The following is a 13227-nucleotide window of genomic DNA, read 5'->3' as shown; positions in this document are numbered from 1 at the left end:
TATTCCACATTCCGAGAGACTGTCACCCGGAAGAAACCAGCCTCAATTCCCCTGAAACTGCATGAATACGACTTAAGATCACCCCGCACACTGCCTCTGCATCACAGGAGACCCGCAACATGGCTCAGGGCACGGTCAAGTGGTTCAACGCCGAGAAGGGCTACGGCTTCATCGCACAGGAAGGCGGCGGGCCGGACGTCTTCGTGCACTACAGCTCGATCGACAGTGAGGGATACCGCAGCCTGGAGGACGCACAGCGCGTCGAGTTCGAGATCACCCAGGGCCGCAAGGGCCCGCAGGCCGACGGCGTCCGGGTGGTCGGCTGACCCTCCGGACGAACATCGAGAGGGCTCCCGCCGACGCCGGCAGGAGCCCTCTCGTTTGCGCCTTTGGTGACACCGACCCGCCAGCTCGCCTCGCGGCAAGTGGGCGCTCGAAGCGCCTATGGTTGGGCCCGGGGGCATGGATCGGGCCGGTGCCACACCCAGGCTAACAAACCGCCCTCGCCCACGATTCCCCTGCGGAACACCGGCTCTTCCGGCCTGGGCCACCCCCTGCGGAACACCGGCTCTTCCGGCCTGCGGTGCGCCCTGCCGAGCACTCAGTCCCGCAACAGGTCGGGCACCCCGTCCTCGTCCGGCAGATCCGGTGCGGCACTCAGCACCTCCAGGCGCTGTGTCGCCCGCGTCAGCGCCACGTAGAGCACCCGCAGCCCCGCGGGGGACTCGTCCGCGATCTCCGCAGGCGAGACGACGAGCGCCGCGTCGTACTCCAGGCCCTTGGCCTCCAGGCTGCCGAGCGTGACGACCCGCTCCCCCAGTCCGGAGAGCCACGCGCGGGCTTCCTCACGCCGCCGCATGGCCACCACGACGCCGACCGTCCCCTCGACCTCCGTCAGCAGCCGGGCCGCGCTCTCCCGTACCGAGACCCCCAGCCCCGCGCCTTCGCCCGCGCGCTCGCCCTCGTGCGCGCCCCCGGCCGCGACGGCGAAGGACGGCTCGACGCCGGTGGAGCGGACCGCGCGGGGCGGTTCGACCCCCGGCATGGCCAGCGCCAGCACCCGGTCGGCGAGGACGGCCAGTTCGGCAGGGTTGCGGTAGTTGACCGTCAGCTCGAACCGGCGCCTGGGCCGCTTGCCCAGCGCCTCGTCCCGCGCCGCTGCCGCCTCGTCCGGGTCGGTCCACGAGGACTGGGCCGGGTCGCCGACGATGGTCCAGGTGGCGTGCCGGCCGCGGCGGCCGACCATCCGCCACTGCATCGGCGTGAGGTCCTGCGCCTCGTCGACGATGACGTGCGCGTACTCGGTACGCTCCTGCGCCGCCTGCCGTTCGGCGGTGCGCTCGCGGCGCCCGCCGCCGTTCCGGTCGGCGGCCGTTGTCAGCTCCTCCAGCCCGGTGAGCTGGTCCAGCGGGTCCACCTCGCGCTTCTTGGGGCGCGCGGGGGCGCCCAGCAGGGTGCGCAGCTCGTCCAGGAGCGCGATGTCGTGCACCGACAGCGGGCCTTCGCCCTGCGGAGTGAGGCGCGCGGCCAAGGCGCGCGCCAGCGTCCGCACCTCACCCGGCCGCAGGACCCGCCGCGACCAGCGGGCCAGCAGCCCCTCGTCCGCCATGGCGCCCAGCGCCTGGCGCGGGGTGAGCTCCGGCCACCACGCGTCGAGAAAGGCGAGGAACTCCTCCTCACCCGCGATGTCCTCGTCGAAGCCCTGCCGCGCCTCGGCGGCCAGCTCCGGGTCCTCGTACCGGCGGCGCGCGCCGGACTTCTCCCACAGCGCGTCCAGCAGCAGCTTCCGCGCCCGGGGCCGCATCAGGTTGACCGGCGTGGTTCCGGCGAGCACCTGCTGCCGTACGGCGGCGAGTTCGCCGGCGTCCAGCTCCACCCGCGCCCCGAAGGCGACGACCCGCAGCCGCTCCGGCACCGGCGTACGCAGCCCCAGGTCGAGCGCCCCGCGCGCCGCCTTGCGCAGTACCTTCACCATCCGTGCCGAGCCCTTGATACGGGCGACGCTCTGTTCGTCGTACGTCGTCGCCTCGGCGCCCGTCGTCTCCTCGGCCAGCGAGCCGAGCGCCCGGATGGCCACCTGCCCCTCCTCACCCAGGGACGGCAGCACGCCTTCGGTGTACGAGACGAGCAGCGGGGTCGGCGAGACGATGAGAATCCCGCCCGCGTACCGGCGCCGGTCCTGGTAGAGCAGATAGGCCGCACGGTGCAGCGCCACGGCCGTCTTGCCGGTCCCCGGGCCGCCCTCCACCTCGGTGACGGAGGCGGCGGGGGCGCGGATCACCTCGTCCTGCTCGGCCTGGATGGAGGCCACGATGTCCCGCATGGTGTGGCTGCGGGCCTGCCCGAGCGCGGCCATCAGCGCCCCGTCCCCGACCACCGCCAGCTCTTCCCCGTCCAGCCGCGCCTTCAGCTCGGGGCGCAGCAGATCGTCCTCGACGCTGAGCACCCGCCGCCCCTTGCTGCGGATGACACGTCGCCGTACGACCCGGCCGGGGGCCACGGGAGTGGAGCGGTAGAACGGTGCGGCGGCGGGGGCCCGCCAGTCGATGACCAGCGGCGCGTAGTCGGCGTCCAGCACTCCGAGCCGCCCGATGTGCAGCGTCTCGGCGATGTCGGCGAGCTGCTGACCGCCCTCGTGCCGGATGGCGCCCTCGGCCGGCTCGACGGAGGTGTAGGCCCCATCGGGACCCCTCTCGCCCGTCTTCCCCTCCAGCAGATCGATCCGCCCGAACAGAAAGTCCTCGAACTCGCTGTTGAGCCGATTGAGGTGGACCCCGGCCCGGAACACCTGCGCGTCACGCTCGGCCAGCGCACCGGGCGTACCCACCTGGGCGCGCTTGGAGGCGTCGTCCATGAGGAACTCCGCCTCATGGATCTTCTCCTCCAGCCTCCGGTACACCCGGTCGAGATGCTGTTGCTCCGCGTCGACCTCACGGTCACGGACGGTCTCTGGCTCCGCTCTGTGCTGCGCGTTCAACGCGGCGGCCCCCTTCTGCGTTCCCTAGGGCAGCCGTCAACCGTACGCGATTCCACTTGCCGGAGCGCGCTGGACGGTACGGCGCGCAGTGGTCGCCCCATGGGAGGGGACACGGAACGTGCGGAGCCGGCTCAGGAAGCCCACGGCGGCCTTACTGCCTCGAATCTCCCCGTCACTCAGCAGTGCCTCCACCAGCACCTCCGGCCCGACCACCTTCGTCGCCCACAGGTCGAAGTCGGTGCACAGCACCCAGGAGCGGTCCGCTGCCCAGCGGGCTGTCGCGACGATTACGTCGCGGCTGCGGGTGACCTTCCCATGCGGTGCAGCAGTTGTGTCTGGGCGGACGCTGCTCGGGCGAGGGCGGAGGTGTCCGGTGCGGCGAAGAAGCGGTGGGTGGTGTCGGGGGCCGTGGGGGTCTCCGACAGGTCCGCGTAGATATCGGTCAGGCTCGCGTTGACCCACGTCACCAGGTCGCTGTCGAGCGTCTCGTCCCCGTCGACGGCCCGTGCGAGGTCCCAGGCGTGCACGGTGTTGTCCGTGGTGCGTACGGCCAGGGCCTGTTCGCCGGTCACCCGGCCCAGGGGGTAGTCCAGCAGCTCCAGGAGGGCACCGGGACGGCTGAACGCCTCCGCGCACTGCCGCACCGAGTCGGCGTACGCGGCCACCGGGTCCGAACCCAGTGCGTCGGCATCCCGTAGCCGCAGGAAGTCGGCGGCGCTGCCACCGTGCACCAGCGCGACGTAGTTGAGGTTGCCCCGCGTCACGTGGTTCACCAGTTGCCGCACGTTCCACTCGGTGCAGGGAGTCGGCCAGCACCACTGTTCGGCCCGAACTGCTCGCAGCCTGCGCTCGAACTCCGAACTGGAGAGGAGGAAGCGGTCGACGATGCCGTCAAAAGCGTTGCCCATGTGTCCCAGGGTGCGCCTGGCGGCGGAGCGGTACCGGCGGGTATCGGACGCCGAGGTGGTAGCCGTGGCGGGTACGCGGAGGGGGCGGGTGGGCGCTACAGGGCCGCGGTGGCGGTGCGGCCTCCGGTGGTGCGCAGGAGGTCGAGCTTTGCCGCGTCCTCGCTTCCGGCCGCTGCCGTGTAGGTCACCAGGCGCAGGTCGGCGCCGGGGACGAGGAGGACGTCGCAGTCGAGCGCGATGTCGCCGACCTCCGGGTGCCGGATCGTCTTCCGGTCGGTGGTGTGCTGAGCCGCTGCCCCTGTCGACCAGAAGCGGGCGAAGGCCTCGGAGGTCTCCCGGAGGTCGTGTACGAGACGGGCGAGCCGGGCGTCCGCCGTATAGCGGGACGCGGCGTCCCGGAGGTCGGCGACGATCGACGCCGCGAAAGCCTCTTCCCCCTGCTCGGAGCGGGTGGGGCGCATCGAGGCGTGCGCGAGGCCGTTGCCGAAGAGCGCGCGCGCGAGGTTCCGTTCGGCGGGCGGGGCCAGGGAAGGGTCGCCGTGCAGGGCACACCAGAGGACGTTCCACCACACCAGGCTCCAGTCGGCGGCGAACACCCCGATCGGGACGTCGCCGAGCCGCGCGGTGAGCCGTTGGATGCCGGGCGGCACATGGCCGCTGACCGTCCCGTCCTGCGGCGGCAGCAGCCCGGCGCTGCGGTACAGCTGGTCGCGCTCGGCCCGGGAGAGCTGGAGGGCCCGCGCGAGGGCGGCGACGACCTGGGAAGACGGGTTCTTCGCGCGCCCCTGCTCCAGGCGCAGCACGTAGTCGACCGACAGCCCGGCCAGTTGCGCGAGTTCCTCGCGGCGCAGCCCCGGGGCGCGGCGGCGGGCCGATGCGGTGAAGCCCGCGTCTGCCGGGGAGAGGCGGTCGCGCCAGGTGTGCAGGAGTGCGCCGAAGCCGGAGCCGGAGACAGCCATGAGCACATTCTGGCCGCCTCACCGCCCATGAGCCTGGGTACTGCTGGTCCTGGTGACGGGTACGGCACTGGTCGGCTGTGGCGACGGCGGCGAGCGTGGTGAACCCCTGACGACTTCCGGAGCCCACCATGCAGCCCACACCTTCCATGCCGTCCACCGTCGTGATGACAGGCGCGAGCCGCGGCATCGGCCGCGTGGCCGCGGAACGCGTCCTGCGCGCTTCGCAGGACGCGCACCTCGTCGTCGTCGCCCGTGCGTCCTCCGGCGTACGGGCGACCGCCGAGCTCCGCGAATCCGCCGGGCCCGGCCAGGCGGTCTCGCATGTGGCGGCCGACCTCGGCTCGCCGGCGAGCGTACGGGCGGCCGCCGTCGAGATCCGCGACCGGCTCGACAGCGGTGACCTGCCGCCCCTGCGCGGCTTCGTGGGCAACGCGGGTGTCCAGTACACCAACGCGCTCACCGAGGGGCCCGAAGGCTTCGAGGCGACGTTCGCCGTCAACGTGCTCGCCAACCACCTCTTCGTCCGCCTGCTCGAAGACCGGTTCGCACTCAAGGGCCGCTTCACCACACCGGCCCGCATCGTGATCACCGTCAGCGACACGCACTTCGGCGACTTCAGGCACAACATGGGCATGGTGCCAGGCCCCGTCTGGCGCTCCCCGGAAGTCCTCGCCCGCCCCGCTGCCTTCCCCCGGCCGGACACCACGGCCGGCGGCCGCACCGCGTACTCCACGAGCAAGCTCGCCGCCCTCTACCTCGTGCACGAGTACGCGCGCCGCCTGCCGACCGGGATCGACGCCGTCGCCTACAACCCGGGGTTCGTGCCCGGCACCGACCTCGCCCGCAACGCGGACCCGGTCTCCCGGTTCGCGATGCGCCGGCTGCTGCCGGTGCTGGCCCGCACTCCCTTCGCGACCAGTCGCGCCGCCGCAGGGCGGTACCTCGCCGATCTCGCCCTCGGCACCATCGAGGCACCGACCGGGTCCTACGTCGACCGCGACCGCGTGGCCCGGTCGTCGCCGGAGTCCTATGACCCGCAGCGCGAACGGGAACTCTGGAACGCCGCCGAACGGTTCTGCTCACCTTTCGCGGAATCGCGAAAGTAGCACCCCGCGAATTCGGCCCACACCACCTTGCCGGGGTTCCGCTCCCCCACTCCCCATTTGTCCGCCAGCGTTTCGACGAGCAGCAGCCCGCGCCCCGTTTCCGACGCATTGTCGGCACAGGACAGGCGGGGAGTTCCCTCCCCGCTGTCGTGCACCTCAATTCGCAACAGTCCGTCATGCTCCAGCCAAAGCATGATGCGGAATCCGCGCCCCGGCGGCACCCCGTGCAGCAGCGCGTTCGTCGCCAGCTCGCTGACGCACAGCAGTACGTCGTCGCTGCGCTCGCTGACGCCCCAAGCACTGAGCGCCGCCCTCACGAAGGCCCGCGCATGCGGAACCGAGCGCCGCTCCCGCCGGTAGAAGTGCTCCCGGAATTGAGGCAGATGAGTTTCACGGTCCATGGGAAAACGGTCGCGTCCCCTGACTACGCTCAACACCGGTTCCACTCGTACAGATCCGTTGTACGGGTTCAATTCCGGTCGACCCCGGGCCGGTTGGGGGAGAGACACGGTTATGCCACAACCCAAGAAGCGTACGAAGAATGCGTCGGCAATGCGGATGGTGGGGCAGGTCCTGGCCAACTATCGCCGTGCGGCGGGCTACACGCAGCGATCCCTTGCCGCCCAGGTGTGCGCGGATGAGGAGACCATCGCCTCCATCGAACAGGGCCGCCGCGTCCTGAAGAGCGACCTCGCCGAACAGTTGGACGAGCTCCTCGATACGAAGGGGGCGCTGGCTGTCGCCGTCGCGCATATGCCGGAGATGGACAAGTACCCACTGTGGGCGGAGGAGTTCATCGACCGGGAGAAGGAGGCCATCGTGATCTCTTCGTACGAGAACCAGGTGATCCCCGGCCTCTTGCAGACCGAGCGCTATGCCAGGGCGGTCTTCACGTCTAGGGTGCCGCGGTTCCATGAAGACGAGATCGCGCAGAAGGTCGCTGGCCGAATGGAGCGACAGGACATCCTCCTCCAACGGAAGGTCCCGCCCACCAGCAGCTTCATCCTGTCCGAGGGACTGGTACGCACCCAGCTCGGGAACCACGGCATCTGGCGCGAACAACTACGCCATGTGCGCCAGTGCGCTGCTATGCCGGGGATCGCCGTCCAGATCATGCCTTTCGACCGACCCACCCACGGGAGCCTCACCGGCCCGTTCGTCCTGCTGGAGACCCCCGACTACGAGCACTTGGCGTATGTGGAAACACCCCTCGGAAGTCAGCTGGTTTCCGACCCTGATCAGGTCAGCATCCTGCGGCAGAAGTATGCGATGCTGCGAACGCAGGCCCTCACGCCTGAAGAGACATGGGACCTGCTGGACAGCCTGCTAGGAGAGTCATGATCACGAAGAACACCAGGCCCGCAGCCCTGGCGTGGTTCAAGTCCAGCTACAGCGGCGAAGAGGGCGGCGCCTGCCTCGAAGTCGCATACGACTGGCACAAGTCCAGCTACAGCGGCGAGGAAGGTGGCAACTGCGTGGAGGTCGCCACCTGCCCCGACGCCCAGGTCCACGTCCGCGACTCCAAGAACCCCACCGGACCCACCCTTACCCTCTCCCCCACCACCTGGGCAGCCTTCACGGCATACGCCGCCGAACGCCGCTAGGAGGAGGACCGCTCATCGGGCGAGGCCGGCTCCGAGCCGCCACGCTATTGGGTGATGGGGTTAACCCCGGCGGGTGACGGCGGTGCCACCAGCTGCTACCGGGTGGACAGGTGGTCCAGGATTCATTGGCGCCGCCGTCCCGGCGGAACGCGCGTCGACCAGGTCTGTGCCGTGCGATCGGCTCGGCCACGGCTGTTCGAGGAGTTCCGTCCCATGCGTTCACGTGTCATCGCCGTCATGGCCGCCACGGTTGCGGCCGCTGCGGCACTCGCGCAGCCCGCCCACGCCGCCCCGCTCCTCGACGGGGTCTACCGGTTCTCGGCTCTCAAGGACGGCAAGTGCCTGGTCTGGCCCAAACTGAGCGGACACACCGGCGCGGTGTCGCTGGGTGCCTGCACGGACACCGCGTCAACCTCGGCGAACTGGCAGGTACAACAACGCCCCAACGGAACGATGGACGTCTCCTTGCCTGGCTCGAACCCGCGCACCTGCCTGAGGCTGACGACGGACCACAAGGTGATGGTCAGCGACAACTGTGCTGACAAGTACGCCGAGTGGACCGTCTCCTACGGCTCCGCCGGGCCCGGCAGCGTGGTGTGGGCCGACATCGAGCACACCCCCGGCGACCGGTCCCAGTCGTGGGGGAAGCTGGTGGACAGTCCCGACGTCATCGGTCGACTCGTGGTGAAGCAGGCCCCCATCGAGCCGCACTACTGGGCATTGCAGCAGGTCGGCTAGGAGCGCATCTCAGCAACGGAAGCGGTCTGTCCCGGCTTCGCAGCGCACCTCGTCAGCGGACCACGTCGAAGACGTTCAGCTGGAGGCCGTTGGCGTAGGCCTCGTGCTCGACGAGCTTCAGCTTCTGGGTGTCCTTGTCGGCGGCGCTGAACAGCCGCTTGCCCGCGCCGAGCAGCAGCGGGAAGACGAGCAGGTGGTAGCGGTCGATCAGGCCGGCGTCCGAGAGGGACCGGTTCAGGGAGGCGCTGCCGTGGACGATGATCGGGCCGCCCTCCGTCTCCTTCAGCGCGGCGACGTCGTCGAGGGAGCGCAGGATCGTCGTCTCACCCCAGTTCGAGACCAGCTTGTCCTCGGTGAGGGTGGTGGAGACGACGTACTTCGGCATCACCTTGTAGTCCGCGAAGTCCTCCATGTCGGGCCACACCGCGCTGAACGACTCATAGCTGGTCCGGCCCAGCAGCATGGCGGTGGCTTCCTTCTGCTCCCGGCCCTTGATCTCGTACGCCTCGGGAAGGAACTCGATGTCCTTGAAGGTCCACCCGGAGTTCCGGTAGCCGGGCTCGCCGCCGGGGGCTTCCACAACACCGTCGAGCGAGACGAAGGCACTGCTGATCAGAGTACGCATCTGGGGTTCCTCGGTATCTCGGGGGCGGTTCGAATCAGTCATATGTACTGACCGGGGGCGACGGCAGAACTCATCGGTCGCCCCCGTCCCTCTCGGCTGCTGTCGCCATCATCCTCGCACCGGCACATCCATCTGCGCGTCACCTCCTTGGCAGGTGACGTTTGCAAGGTGGTGTCTCGAAGCCGTCGCCCGCCGTCCTGTTGAGGACGTGATCCCGCCAGCACCGGGGCAGCGGCATTGCTGGACTCGGGTGCATGGAAACGACACGACGGCCATGGCTTGCCGTGGTTTCGGTGACGGCGGGACTGTTCGCCCTCGTCACCACGGAGATCCTGCCCATCGGGCTGCTCACCTCGATAGGCGGCGACTTCACCGTCTCCGACGGGATGGCCGGACTGATGATGACGATGCCCGGTTTTCTGGCGGCGCTCTCGGCGCCGCTGGTGACGGCGGCGACCGCGCGGGCGGACCGGCGGCGGATGCTGGGCGCTTTCATGCTGCTGCTGGCGCTGGCCAACTTGGTCGCGGCCTGGGCGCAGGACTACGGATGGATTCTGGCCTCGCGCGCTGCGGTCGGGGTCACGATCGGCGGGTTCTGGTCGATCGCGGCCGGGCTGGCGCCCCGGCTGGTGCCGGCGGCCGCCGTGGGACGGGCGAAAGCGGTGATCTTCGCGGCGGTGCCGCTCGGTTCGGTGCTGGGGGTGCCGTTGGGCACGTTCGTGGGGCACGTGGCCGGGTGGCGCACGGCGTTCGCCGTGCTGGGGGCGGTGTCGCTGGCGGTCGTCGCCGCGCTCTGGTCGGTGCTGCCGCCGCTCCCGCCGGAGCAGGTCACCCGGCTGCGTACGCTCGGACAGCAGCTGGGCCGGCCCGGCACGCGGTTCGCGCTGCTGGTCACGTTCCTGATCGTGCTGGCGCACTTCGGCACCTATACGTACGTGACCCCGTTCCTGGAGCAGGTCACCGAGGCGGGCCTCGGACTGATCACCGTCGCGCTGCTGGCGTACGGCGCCGCCGGGATGCTCGGCAACTTCGCGGGCGGCCCGGCCGCCGCCCGTCGGCCGTACGGAACATTCGCTGCGGCTGCGGCGGCGATCGCCGGTGCGACGCTGCTGCTGCCGGTCCTCGGCCGGTCGTCCGAGGCCGGTGCGTTCGCGCTGCTGCTGGTGTGGGGGCTGGGGTACGGAGCGGTGCCGGTCTGCTCCCAGACCTTGTTCGCGCGGGCCGCCGCCCCCGGGGCCGAGGAGACCTCGTCCACGCTGTTCACCGCCTCCTTCCAAGCCACCATTTCGGCCGGTGCGCTGGCGGGCGGCGCGCTCCTGGACCGCTCGGCGCCGTCCGCGGTACTGGCGGTCGGCGGTGCGGCGGCCCTGCTCGTGGTGCCGGCCACGGGGTGGTGGGCGGGGCGCACGAGGGAGGCGGTCACCGCATGACGGGCGGGGGGGAGGTGGCACCCCGCCAGTTGGTGTTGGTCGGCCACTTGGCCCACCGCACGGTACGCGGGGCCGGGAGCGGGTTACCCGTGCGCGTATGGCCGGTATCGAACTCAGCACCTCGGCATTCAGCGACCACGCCCTGATCCCCCGCCGGTACACGCGTGACGGCGAGGACGTCTCCCCGCCCCTGGAGTGGTCCGGAGTGCCGGCGGACACCGCCGAACTGCTGCTGCTGTGCGAGGACCCGGACGCACCCTCGGGCACCTTCGTGCACTGGCTGGTCGCCGGGATCGACCCGGGTTCCCGGTCGGTGGAGACGGGGGCGACGCCTCAGGGCGGCACCCCGCTCACCAACGGCTTCGGCGGCACCGGCTGGGGCGGCCCGCAGCCCCCCGCGGGTGACAACGCGCACCGGTACTTCTTCCGGCTGTACGCGCTGCCCGACGCGGTGCGGCTGCCGGACAGGCCCTCCGCCGAGGACGTCCACCGCGCGGTGGACGAGGAGGCCCTGGCGAGCGGCAACATCGTCGGCCTCTACCAGCGCTGACCACCCACTCCCGCGGCCCTTCCCCACCGGCCCGAAGACGCCGTGTCACCGGCCCGAAGACGCCGTGTCACCGGCCCGGTGACGCCGTGAGGGTGTCCCAGGCGGCCAGCGCCGCCTCCACGACGCCGAGCAGTTCGTCGCGGGAGACACCGTCCTTGGCCTGGACCGAAAGGCCGAAGAGGACGGTCGCGTAGAAGGCGGCCAGCGTGCCGCTGTCGGTGCCGGCCGGTACGTCGCCCTCCGCGATGCCCCGCTCCAGGCGCTCGCGGAACATCCGCTCCGTGGCCCGGCGACTCTCGGCGAGCAGGGTGCGGACGCCCTCGTTCTCCGGGGTGCAGTTGGTGGCCGCGAGGACGATCATGCAGCCGCGCGGCTTGGCCGGGTCGGTGTAGCCGATGACGTTGCAGCGCAGCGCCCCGTGCACGCCCTCGCGGGCGGTGGGCGCCTCGGCCAGCGCCTCGCGGCTGACCGTGCCGTCGGTCCGGCCGTACAGCTCGACCGCCTCACGGAAGAGTCCCTCCTTGGAGCCGAACGCGGCGTAGAGGCTGGGCGGCCGGATGCCCATGGCCTCGGTGAGGTCGGTCAGTGTGGTCGCCTCGTAGCCGCGTTCCCAGAAGATGTGCATCGCCCGTTCGAGTGCGGCGTCCCGGTCGAAGGCGCGTGGCCGTCCGCGTGCCGCCATCCCCGGCTCCCTTCTGCCGCTGCCACTCCTGTCGGCGTTTCTTGAGCGATCGCTACTGAAAGCCCTTGACGCCCGAGGATACTCGCTGGCTTAATTATTGAGCGCTCGCTACAGAAAATGGCCTGCACAACCCACGTCCCCATGCGACAGGAACGAGGACACCCATGACATCGACATCGACACTCCCGCTCAGCGGCAAGGCGGCGCTGGTCACCGGCGGAAGCAGGGGGATAGGCGCGGCCATCGCCAGGCGGCTCGCCGCCGAGGGCGCCGATGTCGCGCTGACATACGTCAGCGCCGAGGGCCGGGCCAAGGAGGTCGCCGAGGACGTCCGCGCCACCGGACGGCGGGCGCTGGTCGTCCAGGCGGACAGCGCGTCGGCCACCGACCCGGTGGAGGCCGTGCACCGTACGGCGCGCGAGTTCGGCCGCCTCGACATCCTGGTCAACAACGCGGGCATCTTCCCCAACGGCCCGCTGGCGGACCTCACCCTGGAGGAGATCGACCGCACTCTGGCCATCCATGTGCGCGCCGCGCTGCTCGGCGCTCAGGCGGCGGTCGGACACATGCGGGAGGGCGGACGCATCGTCACGATCGGCAGCAACCTGGCCGACCGCGTCCCCGGCCCCGGCATCACGCTCTACGCCGCCTCCAAGTCCGCGCTCAGCGGCCTCACCCGGGGACTCGCCCGTGACCTGGGCGCCCAGGGCATCACCGCCAACCTCGTCCAGCCCGGCTCCACGGACACGGAGATGAACCCCGCCGACAGCGGTGCACCCGCCGACGCGCAGCGTGCGCTGACCGCCCTCGGCCGCTACGGCACGCCCGAGGGCATCGCCGCCATGGTCGCCCACCTGGTCGGCCCCGACGGCTCGGGCACCACGGGCTCCACCTTCACCGTGGACGCGGGCACCAACGCCTGATCGGCGGCGGACAGGGGCCCCGAAGGGGCGCGGGGAAGCTCAAACGACGGGCTTCCGCCAGACCAACGAGTACCGGCGGAGCACGTGCCGGCGATACCGCACCCCGGGCAGCAACTGCCGTGCAGCGCCCCGCACCTGCCCGTAGCTCATGCACGGGTCGGCGGTCGGCATCCCTTCCGGACCGGACCGGGCCCGGCGCACCACCTTGGTGATCCGTACGAGAGGCAGGGCCGCGATCCTCGCCGCCCAGTCGGCCCACGTCGCGTCCCTGGCGAGACCGACCACCACCAGCGTCCCGCCGGGCCGGAGCAGCTCGCGCATACGGGTCAGTGCCGCCTCGAAATGCATGTGGTGGACGGTGGAGACGGAGCAGACGAAGTCGAAGCCCTCGGCCGGGAGGCCGGCGGCGAGGAAGTCCCCTTGGACGAAGGTGAGGCCCGGATGATCCCCGGCGAGGTCACGGGCGCGGGAGATCATCCGGGTCGAGCTGTCGATCCCGGTGACCCGCTCCGCCCGTGAGGTCAGCTTCCGGGCCAGCAGCCCGTCCCCGCACCCGACGTCCAGCGCGTCACCGCACCCTTCGGGAGCCGCACGCAGGATGCCCGGGTGGCGGGCGACGTTGGTGTTCCAGTACGGCTGGAGGTCGGACCGGCGCATCGGGGCATCGTAGGGCTCCGCGATCGGCCCTCAGCCCTCAGCCCCCAGAGCTCCCAGAGCCCCCAGAG

15 protein-coding genes are annotated in these 13227 nt (G+C 70.9%); 8 read left to right on the top strand and 7 right to left on the bottom strand.

Translation table 11 applies throughout. The features are described from left to right. Positions 1-119 precede the first annotated feature (119 nt). A complete protein-coding gene (locus JW592_RS04620) occupies positions 120-326 on the top strand; it encodes a cold-shock protein (protein WP_019354305.1) in 207 nt (68 codons plus the stop codon). Between the two features lie 275 nt (positions 327-601). Here JW592_RS04620 and JW592_RS04615 read toward each other — a convergent pair whose 3' ends face one another. From JW592_RS04615 to JW592_RS04605, 3 genes are all read right to left on the bottom strand, one after another. Next, the gene (locus JW592_RS04615) at positions 602-2977 is read right to left on the bottom strand and encodes a HelD family protein (RefSeq protein ID WP_209263580.1); all 2376 of its coding nucleotides are present in this window, start codon (positions 2975-2977) and stop codon (positions 602-604) included. 287 nt (positions 2978-3264) lie between these two features. Next, positions 3265-3885, bottom strand: a complete 621-nt coding sequence (locus JW592_RS04610; RefSeq protein ID WP_209263579.1) for a TIGR03086 family metal-binding protein — start codon at positions 3883-3885, stop codon at positions 3265-3267. A gap of 95 nt (positions 3886-3980) precedes the next feature. Then, positions 3981-4844, bottom strand: coding sequence for a helix-turn-helix transcriptional regulator (locus tag JW592_RS04605; RefSeq protein WP_209263578.1), 864 nt, complete (start codon positions 4842-4844; stop codon positions 3981-3983). A gap of 128 nt (positions 4845-4972) precedes the next feature. Here JW592_RS04605 and JW592_RS04600 point away from each other — a divergent pair, with 128 nt between their 5' ends. Further along, on the top strand, positions 4973-5950 hold the full coding sequence (locus JW592_RS04600; protein ID WP_229375197.1) for an SDR family NAD(P)-dependent oxidoreductase: 978 nt from the start codon (positions 4973-4975) through the stop codon (positions 5948-5950). On the opposite strand, the gene JW592_RS04595 is transcribed toward JW592_RS04600, so the two are convergent. Beyond that, entirely contained in the window at positions 5872-6351 is a 480-nt protein-coding gene (locus JW592_RS04595; protein ID WP_209263577.1) for an ATP-binding protein, read from the bottom strand. The genes JW592_RS04600 and JW592_RS04595 overlap by 79 nt on opposite strands. Positions 6352-6463: 112 nt before the next feature. On the opposite strand from JW592_RS04595, the gene JW592_RS04590 reads away from it, so the two are divergent. From JW592_RS04590 to JW592_RS04580, 3 genes are all read left to right on the top strand, one after another. Next, entirely contained in the window at positions 6464-7291 is an 828-nt protein-coding gene (locus tag JW592_RS04590; protein ID WP_229375196.1) for a helix-turn-helix domain-containing protein, read from the top strand. Beyond that, positions 7288-7554: a DUF397 domain-containing protein gene (locus JW592_RS04585; RefSeq protein ID WP_209263576.1), complete on the top strand. Its 267-nt coding sequence runs from the start codon at positions 7288-7290 to the stop codon at positions 7552-7554. The genes JW592_RS04590 and JW592_RS04585 overlap by 4 nt, the downstream gene beginning before the upstream one ends. 213 nt (positions 7555-7767) lie before the next feature. Then, a complete protein-coding gene (locus JW592_RS04580) occupies positions 7768-8292 on the top strand; it encodes a hypothetical protein (RefSeq protein WP_209263575.1) in 525 nt (174 codons plus the stop codon). Between the two features lie 52 nt (positions 8293-8344). On the opposite strand, the gene JW592_RS04575 is transcribed toward JW592_RS04580, so the two are convergent. Then, positions 8345-8917, bottom strand: a complete 573-nt coding sequence (locus JW592_RS04575; protein WP_209263574.1) for a dihydrofolate reductase family protein — start codon at positions 8915-8917, stop codon at positions 8345-8347. 254 nt (positions 8918-9171) lie between these two features. On the opposite strand from JW592_RS04575, the gene JW592_RS04570 reads away from it, so the two are divergent. Together JW592_RS04570 and JW592_RS04565 are read left to right on the top strand one after the other, a co-directional pair. Beyond that, positions 9172-10347: an MFS transporter gene (locus JW592_RS04570; RefSeq protein ID WP_209263573.1), complete on the top strand. Its 1176-nt coding sequence runs from the start codon at positions 9172-9174 to the stop codon at positions 10345-10347. Between the two features lie 97 nt (positions 10348-10444). Next, positions 10445-10897 (top strand): YbhB/YbcL family Raf kinase inhibitor-like protein, encoded by a 453-nt coding sequence (locus tag JW592_RS04565; protein ID WP_209263572.1) that lies wholly within the window; start codon positions 10445-10447, stop codon positions 10895-10897. A 67-nt stretch (positions 10898-10964) separates the two neighbouring features. On the opposite strand, the gene JW592_RS04560 is transcribed toward JW592_RS04565, so the two are convergent. After that, a complete protein-coding gene (locus JW592_RS04560) occupies positions 10965-11579 on the bottom strand; it encodes a TetR/AcrR family transcriptional regulator (protein ID WP_209263571.1) in 615 nt (204 codons plus the stop codon). 164 nt (positions 11580-11743) lie between these two features. Between JW592_RS04560 and JW592_RS04555 the strand changes: the two genes are divergently transcribed. Beyond that, positions 11744-12502 carry an SDR family NAD(P)-dependent oxidoreductase gene (locus JW592_RS04555; RefSeq protein ID WP_209263570.1) on the top strand — a complete coding sequence of 253 codons (759 nt, stop codon included), beginning with the start codon at positions 11744-11746 and terminating at the stop codon, positions 12500-12502. A gap of 39 nt (positions 12503-12541) precedes the next feature. Here JW592_RS04555 and JW592_RS04550 read toward each other — a convergent pair whose 3' ends face one another. Beyond that, positions 12542-13159 (bottom strand): class I SAM-dependent methyltransferase, encoded by a 618-nt coding sequence (locus tag JW592_RS04550; RefSeq protein ID WP_209263569.1) that lies wholly within the window; start codon positions 13157-13159, stop codon positions 12542-12544. Positions 13160-13227: the final 68 nt, after the last annotated feature.

It is taken from the genome of Streptomyces spirodelae (assembly GCF_017676385.1).
Lineage (GTDB): Bacteria > Actinomycetota > Actinomycetes > Streptomycetales > Streptomycetaceae > Streptomyces > Streptomyces spirodelae.
Note: the sequence above shows the minus strand (reverse complement) of the source record. Positions and strands in the feature narration are given on the sequence as shown.